Raw genomic sequence first — 19,108 nt, 5'->3', positions numbered from 1 at the left:
GAGAAAAGAAGTACGGCGCTTGTCCTGCCCGGCAAGCGCCTCGTTCGCATTGGGCCGCTCTCCTGCCCCCGCTTTCACTCGGTCAGCGATTGGTAAATCGTCGACGTATACTTGGTGATGGCCTCGTCGTAATCGGGATACGCGTATCCGAGACTGTCTGCCACCGCTTTCGAATACGTTCGAAACAACTCCTGACAAGCAAACAAAGACTGCCACATTTCCCCGTACCCATTTTGTGCATACGTGGAAAGCAGTGCCTCCCAATCTTCCGTTGGCAGGTAGCGGTCGATGAACTTGTAGTTTTTCCCCACACTGAAGGTGTATCCTTGCTCGGCCCCGATTTGCCACGCCATCATGCGCAGCAGGTTCGGCCGTGCGACTTCATGCAAGTGGTCGATCGCAAAAAGGATTTCCTTTCTCGCCAGCCCTTTTACGACGTACGTGGAAACCATCCAAAATTCGTTGCAGCAATCGTCGAATTCCCGGGCAGTCGGCTTTTTCACCCAGTAGCGGCTGTCATTTGCAATCACCTCTTGCGGGACGCGGGCATCCTTGTCGAGCAAGACCTGGACCAACCCGTCACTATTGGCGAAATAGTCCTGTACCTCTTCGACTGGAATCAATGTCAGATCCAGCTTGTTGCCGTCCTCAAACAGCAGGAGATAGGAGAACCAGTTGCCCAGCTCGGGTGGAAGAAGCTCCATGTCCTCGGGTTTTTGCATCATGAGGCGCTTGCCGAAAACATCCAGCCAGCGATCGTCTTGCTTGAAACGATCCATCTCCGTGACAAAGTAGGAGATGTCATAATCCTGGTACGCATCGCGGGGAATGTTCTTGTTGGTGCGAGACCCTTCGAGCGTCACCAAGCGGATTCGCTCGTCATTGCTGGCAAAATCCATAAACAGCTGCATCATTTCTCGTTCACTTCGCAATGCGGGATCCCCCCCCGTTTTCTGCTTCATCAAAGTAGAGCTACCCAGACAGCGGCTCCAAAAACAGATCGACTCTACGTTTACGACGGAAGGAGCAGGATTCCTGCCTCATCCGTCAGCAAAAAAAGGACGGGATCCAGCTTTCACGAAAATGATCAATGTTACCCCGGGAGGAGAGAGTCAACTCGAATGGCTGGTCTCCCTATTCTCTATTCAAGCTCTACCGTATCTCCCCGTTGGATATGCCCTCCTTCAAGTACCCTAGCATAAACGCCTATTCCCCCATTGTTGTACGTAACTGCAGAGCGCAGGATATCGGGATCCCTGGGTAAGTCTCCTTGAGGCAGGGTAGTCATGACGCAGCGGAGGGTAGGCTGAACAATTTGCAGGCGGACCTGATTTCCGATGCGCAGAGTTCTCCCCACCCACTTGTTTTCAACAAAACCCTCTTCATCGTGAGCATCAATCACGATGTTTGGCCGAAAACGACGGACCTCGACTCGACTCCCGGGAATGATGGATCGCAAATGATTGATGGTGGAAGTAGTAAGGATATGGAGCATGGATATATCAAAAAATGTTCCTTCCGGAGATGTTCCGGTGAAGACGGAGTTTTTGTTGGCGAGCTCCTCCATGTCAGGGATGTAGCCTTCAAATTGTACCGCTTGTTTGGAAGGAGTCATCAGCCTAACAGTGCGCTTTAAGCTCGCGGAGAGCCTGTCATTTACATCAGAGTCCGTACTGATCCGTGTAGAGCCGTCAGGAAAAGTAAATCGAACGGGCGGGGTCGGATGACCGAGAGCGGGAGGTTCCGTAAATGAAGCGCGATATTCGTAGATGGTTGGCCATTTTTGCGGATGCTTTGCGTTAGCCAGCTTTCCCGTCGAAGTATCCATGAGTGCGTATGCGCGGTCACCGAGAACGCCTTTTTCTGTAATGGTTGCTGCATTCATCTCTTCTCCCATCATAGACTTCACTGGGTATCTCCACGTTGAAACAAGTTTTGGCAGCAATCTCCTCACTCCTTTTTATGAATGGATGCACAAACGTACAAGAAATGCAGAGTCTCATCCACAATCTATTGCTGTCTACATCATAGATCACTGTCATGGTTTTTATGATGACAATGGATGAATGTAGAAAAATGATCCAAATCTTTTCGCGTGTTTTCCAGCAAGCGTAATGGCTCGCAAGGAACCAGAGCCATAGCATTCCCTCCTTGTGCAGTGGACTCGCCATCATTTCCCTCGGAGCAAAACGATTTATGCAGCATACCCGTCCAGGCACACCTCCAGGCAAAATGAGTCTGTCCATATCGTTTTCGAAATTGTATGATAAAACGATGCGGTACGAAATAAAGAAGGGTGGGGGAACGGATGGAAACAGTCAATCTCGCAGAGAAGTTTTCGCAGTTCGAGGAATGCTGGAGCCCGAAAATCGCAGGTGAGCTCAACGATTCGTACATCAAGCTGGCAAAGCTGCACGGAGAATTCGTCTGGCATCACCACGACGAAGAGGACGAGCTGTTTCTGGTCGTCAAAGGCAGACTGCTGATGCAGTTCCGCGATCGGGAGGTATGGGTGGAGGAAGGCGAGTTCATCGTCGTTCCCAAAGGTGTCGAGCATCGTCCCGTAGCGCCGGAGTTGTGCCAGGTCATGCTGATCGAACCCAAGAGTACCTTGAATACGGGAAATGTGACCAATGAACGGACGGTCACAGACCTCGAACGCATCTGACCGGGCGAGGAGGACGAGGTGATGGAGCGTTTGCGACAAAGGCTGAGCGACATCCTCGGAAAAGCCGAAGGAACGTGGGGAGTCGTGGTGGAGGACCTGGATCGCGGCGTCCGCTTTGAACATGGGGAGGAAGAAGTCTTTATCGCCGAGAGCGTCATCAAGGTGCCGATCATGGCGGCAGTGTACGCTGCCGCACAGCAAGGGCGCTTCTCCATGGACGACCGGATCGCTTTGCGAAGGGAAGACCGCGTCGGCGGTTCGGGAATGGTGTTCGCGCTGTCGCCGGGGCTCAGGCTGACGATCCGGGAATGGGTGACGCTGATGATCATCCAGAGCGACAATACGGCTACGAACGTCCTCATCGATCTGATCGGAAAAGAGCAGATCGACGCAACCATGCGCGAGCTGGGAATGAAAAGCAGCAAATACTCCCGCAAGCTGATGATCTACCCGGCAGACGTCGCGGAAAACAACACGATCACGCCCAAAGATGTGTCACGGATGCTTGGGGCCATTGCGACAGGAAGGGTTTTGTCGCATCAGGCCTGCGAGGAAATGATCGCGATCATGAAAAAACAGCAGTGGCGAAACGGTCTGCCGTCCATGCTGCCTGGGGGGCCAGTCGACGGCAGCACGCCAGGGGAGACAGACTGGGAGATCGCCTGCAAGTCAGGCTGGGACACGGGGCGGCAGCACGATGTCGGGGTCCTGTACGCCAAAGGACGGCGCTTTTCCATCGTCGCCCTGTCCAGGAACGTCAAGGCGGAGGCCGCGCTGCATGTCCTCGGCCGATTGGGGAAAGAAGTATACGAGTACGCCACACAAAAAGGTAGCCCTTGACATCAGGGCTACCTTATTTACATCACTTCCTGCAAATCCAGAGAGCTGGCCGGGACGACGCACACAAACTGGTTGGGAGCATCATGGTGGACATGTTCCTCGAGAACGCCCATTTTCACCAGAAATCGCAAGGAGGTGTATACCGTAGACAAGGTGATATTCGGCATGTCTGTCTTGAGGGCGTGATAGACGTCTTTGGCAGTGGTGGCGGTAAATGAATGCAGCATGTAGAGCAGGACTGCTCTTCGTTGAATGGTCAAACGCTTGCCCAAATGCTTTACCTGCTGAGTGAAACTTGAATGATGGCGTTCCAACACAGGTCACCTTCTTTTACGAGAACTGTCCGCGCAGTGGCGGCCGTTTGAGAATCGTACAAGCTCAATCTATTTATTAAAATTATTCTTATGTAATTATTATTATCGCTTCTTGCCATCCTGCCGTCAATCTTTTCTTTCGGCTTTCTGTCCCGTACTTGCCGGACCGGCTGACTGGTCTGCAGCTTCATTACCGGACTTTCCCCGGGTGCTCCGCAAACAGTCCGGATTCGAGGCGGTCCGCTTTGGGAAAACCAAGAAAGGGACGGCATCTACCGGCGGCAGGACAGGTTAGGAAGGGAAGGGGACCTTTGGAAAAAAAGGGTTTCTTTTTTGCCCAAAACATGGTAGTGTATGTGCGATTTTAGTTAAAGTGAAATAGTCAGGAGTGGAATACTGTGGCGCGAAAAAGACGTGCAGCCATCCAGTTGAACAGCCCGCAGCGCAAGGCGCTGGAGTACGCCATGCTTTTGATCGGATCGCTCGTGCTGGCTACCAGCTTCAATCTCTTTCTCAACCCGAACCAGATCGCCTCCGGAGGGGTCTCCGGCCTGTCGACCATCTTGCACAATCTGTTCGGGGTTTCGCCTGCCATAGTCCAATGGGCGTGCAACATTCCCCTGTTTTTGCTCGGGTTTAAAATAATGGAGCGGCATTACAGCGTGAAAGCGGCGTTGGGCTCCATCGTCCTTCCTCTTTGCGTCATGCTGACGAGTCACTTGCAGCCGCTTACGACCAACCCGCTTTTGGCCAGTATCTACGGAGGCATCGGGGTTGGGCTTGGGATCGGCATCGTGTTTCGCGGGAGAGGCTCTACCGGCGGGTTTTCGATCGCCTCGCAAATTTTGCACAAGTACACGGGGCTCAGCCTGGGACTGTGCGTAGCGGTCTTCGACGGACTGGTGATCCTGCTGGCGGGGATCGTCTTCGACCCGGAAAAGGCGCTCTACGCTCTGATCGCCCTGTTCGTCACCAGCAAGACCATCGACATCGTCCAGATGGGGGTCAATACGTCCAAGGTGGCGTATATCATCTCCAATGAAATCGAGACGCTGCGGGAAGCGATCCTGTACGATTTGGACCGGGGGCTAACGCTGCTCGACGCCGCAGGAGGATACACGGGTGACGAGCGCAAGGTGCTGATGGCGGTCGTCAGCCAGAGCGAAGTGAGCAAACTGAAAATCCTGGTACGCTCGATCGACCCGGACGCGTTCATTATTCTTTGTCCGGCGCAGGAAGTACTGGGAGAAGGCTTCCGAGCTGGATAACCCAAAGGGGGAAGTGGAAGGAAAGCTGCACTTCCCTTTTTTAATTAAAAATGAACTTTTCTATTGAAGAAGAAAAAATTTCATGTTATATTGAAATTCGTGAGGGGCGCCGTCGAAAAGCGGCCGCGAATCACAGGGAAAACGACACTTGCCGGTATAGCTCAATTGGTAGAGCACCTGACTTGTAATCAGGGGGTTGTGGGTTCAAGTCCTATTGCCGGCACCACTATCGATAAAAGAGCTGTATTCGCGATTTCTTTCTGAAGAGGAATGGCGAATGCAGCTCTTTTGTCATGTCGAAAAATGAAAATAAACAGAATATTGACAAAAATAATAGGCGGTTGTATTTTGAGTGTAGGAAAGCGTTTTCCTAATCAAGGGAAAGAGAGTGAACTACCATATCGGTCACGATCAAAGACATCGCGCACCTCGCCAACGTATCGATCGCCACCGTCTCCCGGGTCTTGAACAATTCCAAGCCCGTCCGTCCCGAGTTGCGGGAAAAGGTCTTGCGAGCGGTGGAAGAAACAGGGTTCCAGCCAAACGCCATCGCCAGGAGTTTGGTCAGCAAAGAAACACGCATCATCGGCGTCATGATCCCCGACATCTCCAACAACTTCTACTCCAATCTCCTCTACGGCATCGACAGCGTCATCAGCGAATTCGACTACAGCATGTTTCTTGCGATATCGGACGAAGCGGTCGAGAAGGAACGAAAGTATTTGCGGCTGTTCAAGGAAAAGCAGCTCGACGGCATCATTCTCTCCAGCATCCACTTTCTCGAAGGACATAGCCAGACTCTTCATGAAATCGAAGTGCCTGTGGTCGTGACCGGGCACGATCTGCACGGCTACCAGATCCCGACGGTCAACGTCAACAACGTGCAGGCCGCGTACGATGCCACTGCCTACCTGATCGGGCTCGGCCATCGACGTATCGCCTGCATCTCGGGCCCGCTGTGGGATCCGCCCTGCGGACTCGACCGGATGGGCGGTTACCGCAAGGCCATGAGGGCGCACGGTTTGCCGATCCCCGAAGGCTTCGTGGCCGAAGGGGATTTCACGGCCAAAAGCGCCTACGAGGCGGCCAAGCGGATCTTCGAGGAGCAGGAGCGGCCGACCGCTATTTTCGTCGCGACGGATCTCATGGCAGTCGGGGTCCTGAACTTCTTGCACGACGAAGGCATACGTGTGCCGGACGACGTATCCGTCATGGGCTTCGACAATCTGGAAATCGCCTCCCTGACCAGGCCGATGCTCACCACGGTGCACAACGATCCGTACATGTACGGCCGGGCGGCGGGAGAGCAGCTCCTCAAGCAATTGCGGGGCGAGACGGTGGAGCGGATGAGCACGGTTCCCCACGATCTCGTCATTCGGCAAAGCGTAAAAGCGCTGGTGTAAGACGGCAGCAAGATGTGTCACATAGCGGCCTCCTGCAGGCTGGAAAAAGGAGTGGGAAATGTGAAGCTTGGCGTATTTACCGTGTTGTTCGGAGAAAAGACGTTCGAAGAAATGCTGGACCATGTGCAGGCGGCAGGACTTGACGCAGTGGAAATCGGAACAGGCGGCTATCCCGGCAATGCCCACTGCAATCCGGATGAACTGCTGGAAAATCCGGAAAAGCTGCGCGCCTACAAAAAGGCGGTGGAGGATCGCGGCCTGATTATCAGCGCGCTCAGCTGCCACGGAAATCCGCTGACTCCGGACAAGGACTTTGCCCGAAGGTCCCACGAGACCTTCGTCAAGACGGTGCAATTGGCGGAGAGGCTGGAGGTCCCGGTCGTCAACTGCTTTTCCGGCACGGCAGGCGACCATGAAGGCGCCCAGTACCCGAACTGGCCGGTGGCTCCCTGGCCAAACGAATACCGGGACGTCCTCAAGTGGCAGTGGGAAAACAAGCTGGTGCCGTACTGGAAGGAGTGGGCAGCCTACGCCGTTTCCCATCGGGTAAAAGTCGCCCTGGAGCTGCACGGCGGCTTCCTCGTCCATACGCCGGGGACGCTGCTCAAGCTGCGTGAAGAGGTGGGAGAAGGTATCGGCGCCAACTTCGACCCGAGCCACATGTGGTGGCAAGGCATCGATCCGGTAGCCGCCATCAAAATCCTGGGAAAAGAAAAGGCCATTTACCACTTCCATGCAAAGGACACGTACATCGATCCGGACAAGGTCAATCTGTACGGACTGACCGACATGAATTCGTACGCGGATTTAAACGAGAGGGCATGGTACTTCCGGACGGTCGGCTACGGCCATGATCAGCAGACGTGGGCGAACATGATGAGCGCTCTGCGCATGAACGGCTACGATTACGTCGTCAGCATTGAGCACGAGGATGCCATCATGTCGATCGAGGAAGGCTTCCAGCGGGCCGTCCACAATTTGAGACAAGTCCTGATCAAAGACCCTGTGAACAATCTCTGGTGGGTATAGGAGGGAGAGCATGGCTGCCAAGCATACGTGGAACATCGGAATCATCGGGGCCGGGGGCATTTCCGAAGCGCATCTGGAGGCCATCCGGGAAGAGCCGCGGGCAGAAGTCGTCGCCATCGCCGACATCTCGGCGGAAGTGGCATCAAAACGCGCGGCCAGGCATACGATTCCACAAGTCTATGGGGATTTCCGGGAGCTGCTCGGGCAGCCGGATATCGATGCCGTCATCGTCTGCGTGCCCAACTACCTGCACGCCGAGGCGGCCAAGCTGGCGCTGGCCAGCGGCAAACACGTCCTGTGCGAAAAGCCGATGGCGATGAACGTCCGGCAGGCGGAGGGAATGATCGAAGCCGCGGACCGATCGGGCAAGGTTCTCATGGTGGCCCAAAACAACCGGTTTCGCAGCGATGCCATGTACGTCAAAGGACTTGTCGACGAGGGCAGGCTCGGACAAATCTACCACGCCAAAACAGGCTGGGTCAGACGAAACGGCATACCCGGTTGGGGGAGCTGGTTTACACAAAAAGAGCTGGCAGGCGGGGGACCGCTGATCGACATCGGCGTACACATGCTCGATCTGACCCTCTGGCTGCTCGGACATCCCAGGCCCACTTCGGTTCTCGGACAGACGTATGCCCAGTTCGGTCCTCGCAAAAAAGGGCTGTCCGAATGGGGCAGACGGGATGAAAACGGCCGCTTCGACGTGGAAGACATGGCGGTCGCGATGATTGCCTTTGAAAACGGCATGACGCTCACCCTGGATGCAAGCTGGGCATCCCATATCGAAGAGGAAAACGTTTTCCTCCATTTGTACGGGCAAGAAGGGGGAGCATCGCTCGACTTGCAGCAAGAGCGCTTCACGCTTTACCAGGATTGGAACGGGACACCCGCCACCACGAACATCCAGCCGGTTCGAACCAAAGAAAGGGTACGGCTGTTCCACAACTTCATCGATTCTCTGGAAGGCAAGGCCGCTCCGCTGTGCACGCCGGATCAGGCTCTGTACATCAACCGCCTGATTGAAGCGATCTACGCCTCGGCAAGGGCAGGGGAAGCGATCAAATTGTGACGGGGCCTCTCCCTTAGGAGATGTCCCCTGAAGTTCACCGATTAAGGGGGATTCGAAAATGAAAGTGTTGAAAGGGCTTACATCGATTGGCCTGACCTTGTCCATGGCACTCTCTCTGGCGGCGTGTTCCAGCGCCCCGCAGCAGTCCTCGCCCGCTCCCGCACAACCGGCGGCTCCAGCCAATGCACCCGCTCCCCAACCACAGACGTCCCCGCCCGCAGCCGAAAAAGTCAAACTGGTGTACGCCCGCGGAAAAGACTCGACCGATTCCACGAAAAAGCTGGTCGAAGCGTTCAAAGCCGCCCATCCGGACATTGACGTGGAAATCCGCGAGATGCCTTCGGACACCGGCCAGAGCCACGATCAATACGTCACCATGTTCAGCGCCCAGTCGTCCGAGATCGACGTGTTCGATCTGGATGTCATCTGGCCGGCCGAATTCGCCCAGGCCGGCTACCTCCTCCCTCTCGACCGCCTGATTGAACAGGATGGCATCGATACGAGCAAGTACATCAAAGGGGCGCTCGACGCAGGCAACTTCGGCGGACAGCAGTGGACCATGCCGAAATTCATCGATGCCGGCTTGCTGTTCTACCGCACAGACCTGGTGAAGGAAGCGCCGAAGACGTGGGACGACTTGATCAAGCAGGCAAAAGAGCTCGGAGGAAAAGGCGGCGCGAAGTTCGGCTACCTGATGCAGGCCAAGCAATACGAAGGACTGGTCTGCAATTTCGTGGAGTTCAGCGCGGCGTACGGCGGCAAGATCCTCGACGAGCAGGGCAACGTCGCCGTCAACAACCCGGGCACGATCAAAGGGCTGAAAAAAATGATGGAGATCGTCCAGTCCGATTTCGTCCCCAAAAACATCACGACCTTCACGGAAACCGAGTCGCACACGGCGTTCCTGGAGGGCCAGTCCCCCTTCGTCCGCAACTGGCCGTACCAGTACGCCATGGCCCAAGACAAGGCGCAGTCCAAGATTGTAGACAAAGTCGCGATCGCTCCGCTGCCTGCCGGAGACGCCGGTTCCGCTGCCGCGCTGGGCGGATGGATGGGCGGGATCAACAAGTTCACCAAGCATCCGAAAGAAGCCTGGGAATTCCTCAAGTTCATGACCGGACCCGAAGGACAAAAGCTGTCCGCGATACATGGCGGACTCGCTCCGACCTACCTGCCTTCCTACGATGACGCCGACGTGCAAAAAGCGAGCCCGCTGTTTGCCAACAAACAGTTCGTCGAAGGCGTGAGCGCAGCCGTATCCCGCCCGACCACGCCGATCTATCCGAAAATCTCCGAAGTCATCCAGATCGAAGTGTCCAAAGCGCTTGCGGGCCAGCAAACGGCGGAGCAAGCCGTGAAAAACATGGAGACCCAAATGAACGGGCTGATGAAAAAGTAGGAGCGCCTCTGATCATGGAGAGCACCTGGAGAAGCGGGAGGGAGGCTTCTTCGGGTGCGATCCGGGACGGCCATCGGCTGTCTGGTCAGGATCCGATTCGCTGCCCCTACATGCAAGGAAGAGGGTGAATGGATGAAGCGAACCTCGCTGTCGGAAAAGCAGATGGGCTACTTGTTGATTTTGCCTGCCATCGTCGTCATTCTCGTCATCGCCATCTGGCCCGTCGTGCGTTCCTTCTGGATCAGCCTGCACGACATCAGGCTCAATGACCCGACCAAGACCGAAGTCCACAATACGTACGGACTGGATATGGAGCGGTATGTAAGCACCCTCCCCAACCTGCTCCGTTACTTGAAAAAAGAGGCCGACGCGGCAAACGGACCAGGCAAGGATCAACTGCTCGCGCTGCGGCAGCAGGCGGAGCAGATGAACGCGATGCTGATGCAGTCCGGTGAAATCGCGGCGCGCTATCAGGCGATCGACCAGCTGCTGCTTGAGTTCAAGCCTGTCCCGAACGAAATGAAATACGTAGAGCTGTCCGACGGGCAAATCGATTCGGTGCGGACAACCCTGGACCGGATCGGGAAGGAGCTCGGCGAACTGGGCAGGCAAAAGCAACTGAGCAAGCCTGAAGGCGCTACGGGCGTGATCCAGGGGATCTCGGCGTCCGTCATCGAGCCGAACTACGTCGGCTTTGCCTTCTACAAGCAGTTTCTCACCGACGCCAGAATGTGGCAGGCGCTGTACAACACGCTGTTTTTTACGGTCGTTTCGGTCGCCGTGGAGCTGGTGCTCGGCCTTTGGATTGCGCTGCTGATCAACAAGCAGTTTTTCGGACGCGGGCTCGTGCGTGCGACCGTGCTGATTCCGTGGGCGATTCCGACGGTCATCTCCGCCATGATGTGGAAGTTTTTGTACGACGGGCAAAACGGCATTGTCGCCCACCTGTTTGAAGTGATGGGGCTGGTCTCGGACATGGGAGTTCTTTTGACGACCAAAGCGGGGGCGATGTTTTCGGTCATATTGGCGGACGTGTGGAAGACGACGCCGTTCATGGCATTGCTCTTGTTCGCAGGCCTGCAGACAATTCCGACCAGCCTGTACGAGGCGGCGCAGGTAGACGGGGCGAGCCGGATGCAGCAGTTTTTCCGCATCACGCTGCCGATGCTGCGGTCGACCTTGCTGGTAGCCTTGCTGTTTCGGACGCTCGATGCGTTTCGGGTATTTGATCTGATTTACGCGCTGACGGGAGGCGCCAATTCCACCGAGACGATTACCATTTTGGCCTACAAGACGATGTTTGCGCAGATGAGCTTTGGAGAAGGCTCGGCCCTCGCCGTGATCGTGTTTCTGTGCGTGGCGCTGATTTCCATCGGCTATATCAAAATATTGGGGGCCGACCTGCTGGGCGAAGGCGGCGGTAGGTAAGGAGGGAGTGTGACATGCAGAAGAAGGCGGGGCCTTTGTTTTACCTCTTTTTAGTCCTGTTTGTGCTGGTTGTGATGTTTCCGTTCATCTGGATCCTCATTGCGGCGCTGAAGCCGCCCAGCGAGCTGTTCGGCGAGCGTGCTTTCCATTTCCTCATCCAAAGCCCCAGCTTTGACAATTTTGTCAGGGTGTTCACGGAAAGGCCGTTCGCCCGCTATCTGTGGAATTCTACGGTTGTCGCTTCACTGACCACCTTGTATTCGATTGCGATCGCTTCGTTTGCGGCGTACGCGATCGCATGGCTGTCGTTTCGGGGGAAGGCGGTCATTTTGGGCGTGGTGCTCGCCGTTTCGATGTTCCCGCAGATCGCCACTATCTCGCCGATCTTCATGTTCATGCAGTCGATGGGTCTGACGAACAGCTACCTGGGCCTGATCATCCCGTATACGACCTTTGCGCTTCCGCTTGCGATCTGGAATTTGACCATCTTCTTCCGCAAGATTCCCATCGACCTGGGAGAGGCGGCCAAGGTGGACGGGGCTACGGTCTGGCAGACGATGACACGCGTGTTTTTTCCGCTGGCGATGCCGGGCGTGTTCACGACCGCGATCCTTGTCTTTATCGCTGCGTGGAACGAATTTTTGTTTGCCCTGACGCTGAACACGCAGGAGGCGATGAAGACCGTTCCGGTCGGGATCGTCATGTTTCAGGGGATGTTCACCGTCCCGTGGGGGGAAATTTCTGCGGCGTCCATCATTGTGACGGTTCCGTTGGTCGTCATGGTGCTCATTTTTCAGCGGCGCATCATTTCCGGCCTGACTTCCGGTGCGGTCAAAGAGTGAGAAAACAAATTCCGCGCGATGGATTTACAAATCTATAAAAGTAGATATATAATGTTCGGCATGGACCCTATGTTGATTTATAAAGCGTTGTCGAATGAAACGCGCAGTCAGATATTGCAATGGCTGAAGCACCCGGAGCAGTTTTTCGATGAGAAGCCGTATGTGCAGCAAGGGCTCAGCTTTCGCATCGGCGTGTGCGTAGGGGATATCCAGGCCAAAGCTGGACTTGCGCAGTCGGTGATCTCGAGCTACCTTGCTGCGATGCAAAAGGCCGGTCTGCTCGAGTCGGAGCGAATCGGAAAGTGGACGTACTATCGGCGGAATGAAAAGACGATCGCCCAGTTTGTCGAGTACGTTCAAAACCAATTATAAAGAGGGAGGGGGTCTTTTTTTTGTGATATTAAATCTATATTTATAGATATATGGATACATAAGGAGGCTTTCCACAACATGAAAAACGTTCATCCTCTGCTGATTTTCGTCCTGGCACTAGGCGTATTCGGCATCATCACGACGGAAATGGGAATCATCGGGGTTCTCCCGGAGGTCACGCAGCAGTTTCGCATTACGGCGGCGCAGGCCGGGTGGCTCGTCAGCATCTTTGCCCTTGTCGTTGCCGTTTCGGGTCCGTTCCTGACGTTGCTTGCATCCGGCATCAATCGCAAGACCATCCTGCTTTCCGCTGTTCTGCTTTTTGCGCTCTCCAACACAGTGTACGCCTTTGCCGAGAGTTTTGAGACCATGCTGATTTTCCGTATATTGCCCGCGCTTGCCCATCCGGTCTTTTTTTCGGTGGCACTCGTGGCCGCAGCCGAGCTCGTCCCGAGAGAACAAAGCGGCAAGGCGGTGACGAAGGTATTCGCCGGAATTACGGTCGGGTTTGCCTTTGGCGTTCCGCTGACCTCGTATCTCGCGAAGAGCGTTTCGCTTGAGGCCGCATTCCTTTTCGCCGCAGCGGTCAGCCTGATCGCATTCGCAGGGATCCTGTTCGGGCTGCCTTCCATGCCTGCCCGGGAAAAAAGAACGTACGGCCAGCAGCTCGGCATTCTGCGCAAGCCCCAGCTTTGGCTGCACATCGCGGCCGTCACGTTGATCTTTGCGGCGATGTTTTCGGTGTACAGCTACTTTGCCGAGTACCTGGGGCAGGTCGCACACATGAGCGGGGCATGGATCAGCGCCATGCTGATGGTCTTTGGCATCGTCATGATTTTCGGGAATTTCCTGTTCGGAGGGCTGCTGCAAAAAAGCGCCACCAGGACGATCGCCGCTTTCCCCTTGCTGTATGCGGTCATGTACGTGCTCGTCTACTGCCTGGGGACATCCCCCCTATCGATGGCCGTGCTGGCAGCAGTGTGGGGTGCGGTGCATTCCGGCGGACTGATTGTCAGCCAGACGTGGCTGATGGAGGAGGCGAAGGAAGCGCCGGAATTCGGCAACAGCCTGTTTGTCTCCTTTTCCAATCTGGGGATTACGGTCGGGGCGGCTGTCGGCGGCTGGTTTCTGACGCTGTGGGGCGTGCATCAGCTCGTTTGGAGCGGGGTGCTGTTCGCGCTGCTAGCATTCGTTTCGATTCTGGCCAAGCTTGTGAGAGGCAAGTCGCAGCAGAGCATCCTTCGAGGTGGGACGATAACCGAAAAGCATTGACAAAGAAAACAGCAGCGGAGCCGGGAGTTCGCATGCGGCTCTTTGGCTGTCGCTGCTTTGGCTTTGGTATGGGGCGATGCGAGAACCTTGGCAGCTGCTTTTCCGTGGGTCAAAGCGGGAACTTTGGCCGCGACTGTATTGTCGTTGGATCAATACGAGATCGCTGTCCGTCGTGCCGGGAAAGCCGATGGGCGGCCGTTGCCGTCAGCTTCCCGGATAAGCGGACACCAGTTTGCCGATGGCGGCCCGCCCCTCGGCGATGTCCGGGTGGAACTGAATGGTTGCCCGTCTTCGCACGCTGTCGACCTGCCGAATCGCTTCGTCCAGTTGTTCCTTCTCTGCCAGCACGCCCTTTGCACACGCCATCGACAGTCCGGCTACCGTGCCCTGGGCCATCGCTACCTTTGCGCTCTCGATGCCGGTGATATTGCCGGCTACGTAAAGGCCGGGGAGCGGGGTCTCCATGCGTTCGTTGTGAAGCGGAACATGCCCGCCCAGGGAAGGGATGTAGGCGAATGGGCAGCCCGCGACGGTAGCCAGTTCGGCGAGCGGACTCAAACCACCCGCGATGCAGACGAAATCGGCAGGGATGACTCGTTCCGACCCGGCGATGGGCTGGCCGTCCGGTGTGATCCGGGCGATTCTTACCCCTTCCACTTCGCTCGTCCCGACGATTTCGAGCGCGGCCATGCGGAGCTGGACAGGAATCCCCCACATGGACACGCCCTGTGACGGGTAAAGGCTCACTCCCAGGCGCTGCATCCAGCCGCTTTTCATCAAGGAGCTGCCGAAGCGGATGACAGGAGAAGGAGCCAGGTGAGCCACTCTCAGAATCGAGCGCATGACATCTGCGGGTACACCGGCATTCCCCGAGACGGGGGAGACGGGCGGCAGAACCATCCGGTCGACCTGGATGCCGGCAAGCTGAAGCTCTCGTGCGATGGCGACGGAGAGAATGTTCACCCCGATCACCACCCCGCGCTCGCCCACCCGCACTCGCTGCACATTGGTCATGACCTGGGCGGCTCCGATGGACATGACACCGGGCAAGGTCCAGCCCGGCACAGGGACGGCGGTCTCCGAAGCGCCGGTGGCGAGCAGGAGCATGGGCGCATGCAGCTCACCGGCGGTTGTCGAGACGATCCAGCCATCCGACGAGCGAGTCACATCGTAGACGGAAAGTCCGCAGCGCAGCTCCACGCCGGACGATTTTGCCTCGCTCTCCAGCCTGGCCGCTTCTTCGATCCCGTTCCACCATGTGCCGTCCGGCTCCTGGTGCAGCTGTCCAAGCAGCCGTCCCCCCGGGCGGTAAAACTCATCGAGGACATGCACGTGCAAGCCTTGCTTGGCGCAAGCGATAGCAGCTGCCAACCCTGCTGGCCCGGCGCCGATGACCAGGACATCGATCATCCTACGTGCCCTCCTTTCTTCAGGGGAGTGGGGAGGACCGTACCAGCTGAGACGTCCATCCCTTCCTGTACCAGCGTCATGCAGGCCCGAACGGTGGGGACGCCGTTGACATGCACACGGCATTCGTAGCAATGGCCGATATTGCAGTAAATGCCGCGTGGCGTTCCTTTTTCTTCATGTACTCGAAGCGTCCGGACACCGTTCGCGAGCAGCGCTGCCGCGATCGTCTCTCCCTCGTATGCGGTGTATGCTGTCCCGTTGAATCGGAAGCTCACGGGCTTGCCTGCGGTCCAGGAGCCCAGGACCGGGTGATGTACAATTCGCTGATTCATTTATTTTCGACCTCCGAGTGTTTGAAACGAAATGGGGCGCACAGGCGGCTGATACCCGAGCGGGATCGTATGCGCCGGTACGCGGCCGGTCACTTGTGCGATCACCTGATCCACCAGCATCCGACAGGTGCGCCCGCCGCAGCAGCCCATTCCCGCCCGCGTCCTCAGCTTTAGTTCCCGTGCGCTGCATTGGTAGGCTTCGGCTGTTTGCAACAGCTCGGCCAAGGTCACTTCCTCGCAGCGGCAGACGATCAATTGATGTGTGTCCAAGCGGTTGACCTCCTTTTGTGTGGTGCGGATGGAAAAATGCAAGTGTCGTGCCACGAAGGAGAATGAGAGTCCGGGGAGAATGGTAGATTCGGATGAGGCTGGCATAGAGATTGCTTTGTTGAAATGCCTGTTTGCAAACCACGTGCGAGGGGATGACAAAGATGGAGAAATTGAACAAGCTGCGACAGCGCTTTGATGCGGAAGGGATCGACGGACTGCTCGTGACAGGCGCCCAAAACCGTCGTTATTTGACCCAGTTTACCGGTACATACGGAGTTGTGCTCATCTCCCGGGATCAGGCCAAGCTGCTTACCGACTTCCGCTATACGGTTCAGGCGAAGGCACAGGCTACGGATTTCGAGATCGTCTTTTTGCCTGCGAAGGAGTCCGTTTATAGCGAAGTGGCAAGGCTTGCGGGAGAGATGGGAATCGCGAAGCTCGGCTTTGAAGAAGACCATCTGTCTGTTGCGGTGCACCGAAAGTACGCGGAAGCGGCCAAGGCGGAGCTGATCCCGACCGCCGGCGTGGTAGAAGGTCTGCGGATGATCAAGACGCCAGATGAACTGGCCAGGATCAAGACGGCCGCCCAGATCGCCGATGCCGCCTTTGCTCATATCCTTACGATTCTGCGGCCGGGCATGACCGAGCTGACGGTGTCCAACGAGCTGGAAATGTTCATGCGCAAGCAGGGAGCAACCGCATCGGCCTTCGATACGATCGTCGCTTCCGGGCATCGCTCCGCCTTGCCTCATGGAGTGGCAAGCACCAAGCAGATCGAAGCGGGCGATATGGTGACGATGGACTTCGGCGCCCTGTACGAGGGGTATCGCTCCGACATTACCCGTACCGTGGCGGTGGGAGAGCCGGCCGCCTCGTTGAAGGACATTTACGGGATCGTTCTCGAGGCCAGGAACCGCGCTGTGGCTGGGATTCGCCCCGGCATTACGGGAAAGGAGGCGGATGCTCTGGCGCGCGATTACATCACGAATAAAGGCTACGGGGAGCGGTTTGGCCACGGCATGGGACATGGAGTGGGCCTGGATATTCACGAAGAGCCGTTCATGTCCACGCGCTGCACGGCGACCATTCAGCCAGGCATGGTGCTGACGGTGGAACCGGGAATCTACATCCCGGACCTTGGTGGCGTGCGAATCGAAGACGACATCGTGGTAACGGAGGAAGGCAATGAAGTGCTGACCCATTCACCGCGCGATTTGATCATCCTGTAGACAAAAGCGAAGCGTAAAACCCTTGACGGATGCATGGCAGTCAAGGGTTATTTTTTTGGAGAGAAATGCATCCAATTCCTGTCCGGTATAAGGGAAAGCGGCTCCGCCAAAAGGGATGGCGTAGCCAGGTTTCTACTTGCACGGCTGTCTAGCTTTCAAGACACTAGACAGCATAGTGTAAAAGGATTGATACACCTGCTTCAAATATCGGCAGGTTTCGGTCTGCTCCGGTTTGGCACACCTCTTGCATTTTTCTGTAAATTGCGAAAGTTGCAAACGATAGAATGAGGGGTTGATCGCTTGAAAAAAAGTATCTTTGCGCTCATCGGCGGTATAGCCATGCTGGGAGCTGCCTTGGCCGGATGCGGAGGACAGCCGGCCGCCAAGCCCGCGGAGCAGCCACAAGGACAAGCGCAGCAGCAGGGAGCACCGCAGCCTGCCCCGGCAGAAAAGCCGAAAACGAAGCAAGTCTTGCGGTGGAATCTGCATTCCGAGCCGCCGAGCGCAGACCCGGGTCTGGCCGAGGACACGACATCGGCTGCGATTACGAAGGCACTCTTCGACGGACTGACGAGAATCGGACCCGACGGAAAACCGGCAGAAGCTGTCGCGGAGAAAATCGACGTATCAAAGGATCTGAAAACGTACACCTTCACCTTGCGCGATTCCAAGTGGAGCAATGGCGAGCCGGTTACCGCGCACGATTTCGAGTACGCCTGGAAGCGGGCGCTGGATCCGAAGACAGCCTCCAACTACGCCTACCAGCTCTACTACATCAAGAATGCGGAGAAAGCGAATAAAGGCCAGGGCTCGCTGGAAGACGTAGGGGTGAAAGCCATTGACGACAAGACGCTGCAAGTGGAACTGGAAAACCCGACTCCCTTCTTCCTGGAGTTGACCGCTTTCCAAACGTATTTCCCGGTAAATAAAAAGCTTATCGAGGCAAATCCGAACTGGGCATCAGACGCAAAGACGCATTTGGGCAACGGTCCATTCAAGATGGAAAAGTGGGAGCACAAGAGCAAGCTGGTACTCGTCAAAAACGACAACTATTGGGACAAGGACAGCGTGAAGCTGGACGAGATCGACTTCTCCATGGTCGAGGATGAAAACACCGAGCTGTCCATGTTTGAAAACGGGGAAATCGATTGGGCCGGTTCGCCGATGAGCACCCTGCCGATCGATGCGATGCCCGCCATGAAAGACAGCGGAAAGCTGCAGGTCAAGCCGGTGGGCGCTACGTACTGGTATAAATTCAATACAGAGAAACCTCCGTTCAACAATGTGAAAATCCGAAAAGCCTTTGCCTATTCCATCAATCGGCAAGCGCTGATCGACAATGTCCTGCAGGCCAATGAACAGCCAGCGATGGCCGCTGTGCCGCCGACGATGGCGCTGAGCCAGGACGGCTATTTCAAGGACAACGACCAGGAGACAGCCAAAAAGCTGCTGGCCGAAGGGCTTCAGGAGCTGGGAATGACCAAGCTGCCTCCAATCAAGCTCGTCTACAACACGTCGGATGTCCATAAAAAGATCGCGGAGGCCATTCAGGATCAATGGCGGAAAAATCTGGGGGCAGAAGTGAAGCTGGAAAACCAGGAGTGGAAAGTCTACCTCGAAACCCTGCACGAAGGGAACTACCAGGTAGGCCGCCTGGGCTGGTCGGGAGATTTCAACGATCCGATCAACTTCCTGGAGCTGTTCAAGGACAAGAACGGAGGAAACAACGACACGCGCTGGGAAAATCCGAGGTTCAAGGAGCTGCTGAACCAGTCGGCGACAGAGGGGGATGCGGAAAAGCGCAAGACGCTGCTGCGCGAAGCCGAACAAATCATGATGGACGAAATGCCGATCATGCCGATTTACTTCTATACACATACTTGGGTGAAAAACGACAAGGTCAAAGGTGTTTTCCAGGACGGCCTGGGCGCAATCGACTGGAAATGGGCGTCCATCGAATAAT

19 protein-coding genes and 1 tRNA gene are annotated in these 19,108 nt (G+C 56.1%); 14 read left to right on the top strand and 6 right to left on the bottom strand.

Going from position 1 to position 19,108, the window contains the following annotated elements; all coding sequences use genetic code 11:
• Positions 1 to 74: 74 nt before the first annotated feature.
• Complete coding sequence (gene ant(6), locus RGB73_RS23475; protein WP_310765171.1) at positions 75 to 932, bottom strand: aminoglycoside 6-adenylyltransferase; 858 nt, start codon at positions 930 to 932, stop codon at positions 75 to 77.
• Positions 933 to 1,141: 209 nt separating this feature from the next.
• Positions 1,142 to 1,954, bottom strand: coding sequence for an MOSC domain-containing protein (locus RGB73_RS23470; protein WP_310765170.1), 813 nt, complete (start codon positions 1,952 to 1,954; stop codon positions 1,142 to 1,144).
• Positions 1,955 to 2,308: 354 nt separating this feature from the next.
• On the opposite strand from RGB73_RS23470, the gene RGB73_RS23465 reads away from it, so the two are divergent.
• Together RGB73_RS23465 and RGB73_RS23460 are read left to right on the top strand one after the other, a co-directional pair.
• Entirely contained in the window at positions 2,309 to 2,668 is a 360-nt protein-coding gene (locus RGB73_RS23465) for a cupin domain-containing protein (protein ID WP_310765169.1), read from the top strand.
• A gap of 21 nt (positions 2,669 to 2,689) precedes the next feature.
• Positions 2,690 to 3,508 carry a serine hydrolase gene (locus RGB73_RS23460; protein WP_310765168.1) on the top strand — a complete coding sequence of 273 codons (819 nt, stop codon included), beginning with the start codon at positions 2,690 to 2,692 and terminating at the stop codon, positions 3,506 to 3,508.
• Between the two features lie 17 nt (positions 3,509 to 3,525).
• On the opposite strand, the gene RGB73_RS23455 is transcribed toward RGB73_RS23460, so the two are convergent.
• On the bottom strand, positions 3,526 to 3,780 hold the full coding sequence (locus RGB73_RS23455; RefSeq protein ID WP_310765167.1) for a transcriptional repressor: 255 nt from the start codon (positions 3,778 to 3,780) through the stop codon (positions 3,526 to 3,528).
• 440 nt (positions 3,781 to 4,220) lie between these two features.
• On the opposite strand from RGB73_RS23455, the gene RGB73_RS23450 reads away from it, so the two are divergent.
• From RGB73_RS23450 to RGB73_RS23405, 10 genes are all read left to right on the top strand, one after another.
• Positions 4,221 to 5,090 carry a YitT family protein gene (locus tag RGB73_RS23450; protein ID WP_310765166.1) on the top strand — a complete coding sequence of 290 codons (870 nt, stop codon included), beginning with the start codon at positions 4,221 to 4,223 and terminating at the stop codon, positions 5,088 to 5,090.
• Positions 5,091 to 5,240: 150 nt separating this feature from the next.
• A tRNA-Thr gene (locus RGB73_RS23445) sits at positions 5,241 to 5,316 on the top strand.
• A gap of 238 nt (positions 5,317 to 5,554) precedes the next feature.
• Positions 5,555 to 6,493: a substrate-binding domain-containing protein gene (locus RGB73_RS23440; protein ID WP_310765165.1), complete on the top strand. Its 939-nt coding sequence runs from the start codon at positions 5,555 to 5,557 to the stop codon at positions 6,491 to 6,493.
• A 60-nt stretch (positions 6,494 to 6,553) separates the two neighbouring features.
• The gene (locus RGB73_RS23435; protein ID WP_310765163.1) at positions 6,554 to 7,522 is read left to right on the top strand and encodes a sugar phosphate isomerase/epimerase family protein; all 969 of its coding nucleotides are present in this window, start codon (positions 6,554 to 6,556) and stop codon (positions 7,520 to 7,522) included.
• A gap of 10 nt (positions 7,523 to 7,532) precedes the next feature.
• Complete coding sequence (locus RGB73_RS23430; protein WP_310765162.1) at positions 7,533 to 8,591, top strand: Gfo/Idh/MocA family protein; 1,059 nt, start codon at positions 7,533 to 7,535, stop codon at positions 8,589 to 8,591.
• Positions 8,592 to 8,649: 58 nt separating this feature from the next.
• Positions 8,650 to 9,990: an ABC transporter substrate-binding protein gene (locus tag RGB73_RS23425; protein WP_310765161.1), complete on the top strand. Its 1,341-nt coding sequence runs from the start codon at positions 8,650 to 8,652 to the stop codon at positions 9,988 to 9,990.
• 132 nt (positions 9,991 to 10,122) lie between these two features.
• The gene (locus RGB73_RS23420; RefSeq protein ID WP_310774496.1) at positions 10,123 to 11,418 is read left to right on the top strand and encodes a carbohydrate ABC transporter permease; all 1,296 of its coding nucleotides are present in this window, start codon (positions 10,123 to 10,125) and stop codon (positions 11,416 to 11,418) included.
• 14 nt (positions 11,419 to 11,432) lie between these two features.
• Entirely contained in the window at positions 11,433 to 12,260 is an 828-nt protein-coding gene (locus RGB73_RS23415) for a carbohydrate ABC transporter permease (RefSeq protein ID WP_310765160.1), read from the top strand.
• 60 nt (positions 12,261 to 12,320) lie between these two features.
• Positions 12,321 to 12,632, top strand: a complete 312-nt coding sequence (locus RGB73_RS23410) for an ArsR/SmtB family transcription factor (RefSeq protein ID WP_310765159.1) — start codon at positions 12,321 to 12,323, stop codon at positions 12,630 to 12,632.
• Positions 12,633 to 12,710: 78 nt separating this feature from the next.
• Positions 12,711 to 13,904: an MFS transporter gene (locus tag RGB73_RS23405; protein WP_310765158.1), complete on the top strand. Its 1,194-nt coding sequence runs from the start codon at positions 12,711 to 12,713 to the stop codon at positions 13,902 to 13,904.
• Positions 13,905 to 14,108: 204 nt separating this feature from the next.
• On the opposite strand, the gene RGB73_RS23400 is transcribed toward RGB73_RS23405, so the two are convergent.
• From RGB73_RS23400 to RGB73_RS23390, 3 genes are read right to left on the bottom strand one after another with little or no spacing between them, the layout of a single operon-like run.
• Complete coding sequence (locus RGB73_RS23400) at positions 14,109 to 15,314, bottom strand: NAD(P)/FAD-dependent oxidoreductase (protein ID WP_310765157.1); 1,206 nt, start codon at positions 15,312 to 15,314, stop codon at positions 14,109 to 14,111.
• Positions 15,311 to 15,646 carry a (2Fe-2S)-binding protein gene (locus tag RGB73_RS23395; protein ID WP_310765156.1) on the bottom strand — a complete coding sequence of 112 codons (336 nt, stop codon included), beginning with the start codon at positions 15,644 to 15,646 and terminating at the stop codon, positions 15,311 to 15,313. Before RGB73_RS23395 ends, RGB73_RS23400 begins: the two co-directional genes overlap by 4 nt.
• Positions 15,647 to 15,916, bottom strand: coding sequence for a (2Fe-2S)-binding protein (locus tag RGB73_RS23390; RefSeq protein WP_310765155.1), 270 nt, complete (start codon positions 15,914 to 15,916; stop codon positions 15,647 to 15,649). It abuts the gene before it with no gap.
• A gap of 161 nt (positions 15,917 to 16,077) precedes the next feature.
• Between RGB73_RS23390 and RGB73_RS23385 the strand changes: the two genes are divergently transcribed.
• Positions 16,078 to 17,145 carry a M24 family metallopeptidase gene (locus RGB73_RS23385; RefSeq protein ID WP_310765154.1) on the top strand — a complete coding sequence of 356 codons (1,068 nt, stop codon included), beginning with the start codon at positions 16,078 to 16,080 and terminating at the stop codon, positions 17,143 to 17,145.
• Positions 17,146 to 17,445: 300 nt separating this feature from the next.
• Positions 17,446 to 19,107, top strand: coding sequence for a peptide ABC transporter substrate-binding protein (locus tag RGB73_RS23380; protein WP_310765152.1), 1,662 nt, complete (start codon positions 17,446 to 17,448; stop codon positions 19,105 to 19,107).
• Position 19,108 lies beyond the last annotated feature (1 nt).

Origin of the sequence: Brevibacillus brevis, assembly GCF_031583145.1 — a bacterium.
Lineage (GTDB): Bacteria > Bacillota > Bacilli > Brevibacillales > Brevibacillaceae > Brevibacillus > Brevibacillus brevis_E.
The sequence above is the reverse complement of the archived record's forward strand: the minus strand, read 5'-3'. Positions and strand labels throughout refer to the sequence as shown.

Excerpts from the sequence above, each read along its gene's own strand:
- RGB73_RS23465 (WP_310765169.1), top strand. The coding sequence starts at position 2,309 with ATGGAAACAGTCAATCTCGCAGAGAAGTTTTCGCAGTTCGAGGAATGC.
- RGB73_RS23460 (WP_310765168.1), top strand. The coding sequence starts at position 2,690 with ATGGAGCGTTTGCGACAAAGGCTGAGCGACATCCTCGGAAAAGCCGAA.
- RGB73_RS23430 (WP_310765162.1), top strand. The coding sequence starts at position 7,533 with ATGGCTGCCAAGCATACGTGGAACATCGGAATCATCGGGGCCGGGGGC.
- RGB73_RS23425 (WP_310765161.1), top strand. The coding sequence starts at position 8,650 with ATGAAAGTGTTGAAAGGGCTTACATCGATTGGCCTGACCTTGTCCATG.
- RGB73_RS23420 (WP_310774496.1), top strand. The coding sequence starts at position 10,123 with ATGAAGCGAACCTCGCTGTCGGAAAAGCAGATGGGCTACTTGTTGATT.
- RGB73_RS23415 (WP_310765160.1), top strand. The coding sequence starts at position 11,433 with ATGCAGAAGAAGGCGGGGCCTTTGTTTTACCTCTTTTTAGTCCTGTTT.
- RGB73_RS23410 (WP_310765159.1), top strand. The coding sequence starts at position 12,321 with ATGGACCCTATGTTGATTTATAAAGCGTTGTCGAATGAAACGCGCAGT.
- RGB73_RS23405 (WP_310765158.1), top strand. The coding sequence starts at position 12,711 with ATGAAAAACGTTCATCCTCTGCTGATTTTCGTCCTGGCACTAGGCGTA.
- RGB73_RS23400 (WP_310765157.1), bottom strand. The coding sequence starts at position 15,314 with ATGATCGATGTCCTGGTCATCGGCGCCGGGCCAGCAGGGTTGGCAGCT.
- RGB73_RS23395 (WP_310765156.1), bottom strand. The coding sequence starts at position 15,646 with ATGAATCAGCGAATTGTACATCACCCGGTCCTGGGCTCCTGGACCGCA.
- RGB73_RS23385 (WP_310765154.1), top strand. The coding sequence starts at position 16,078 with ATGGAGAAATTGAACAAGCTGCGACAGCGCTTTGATGCGGAAGGGATC.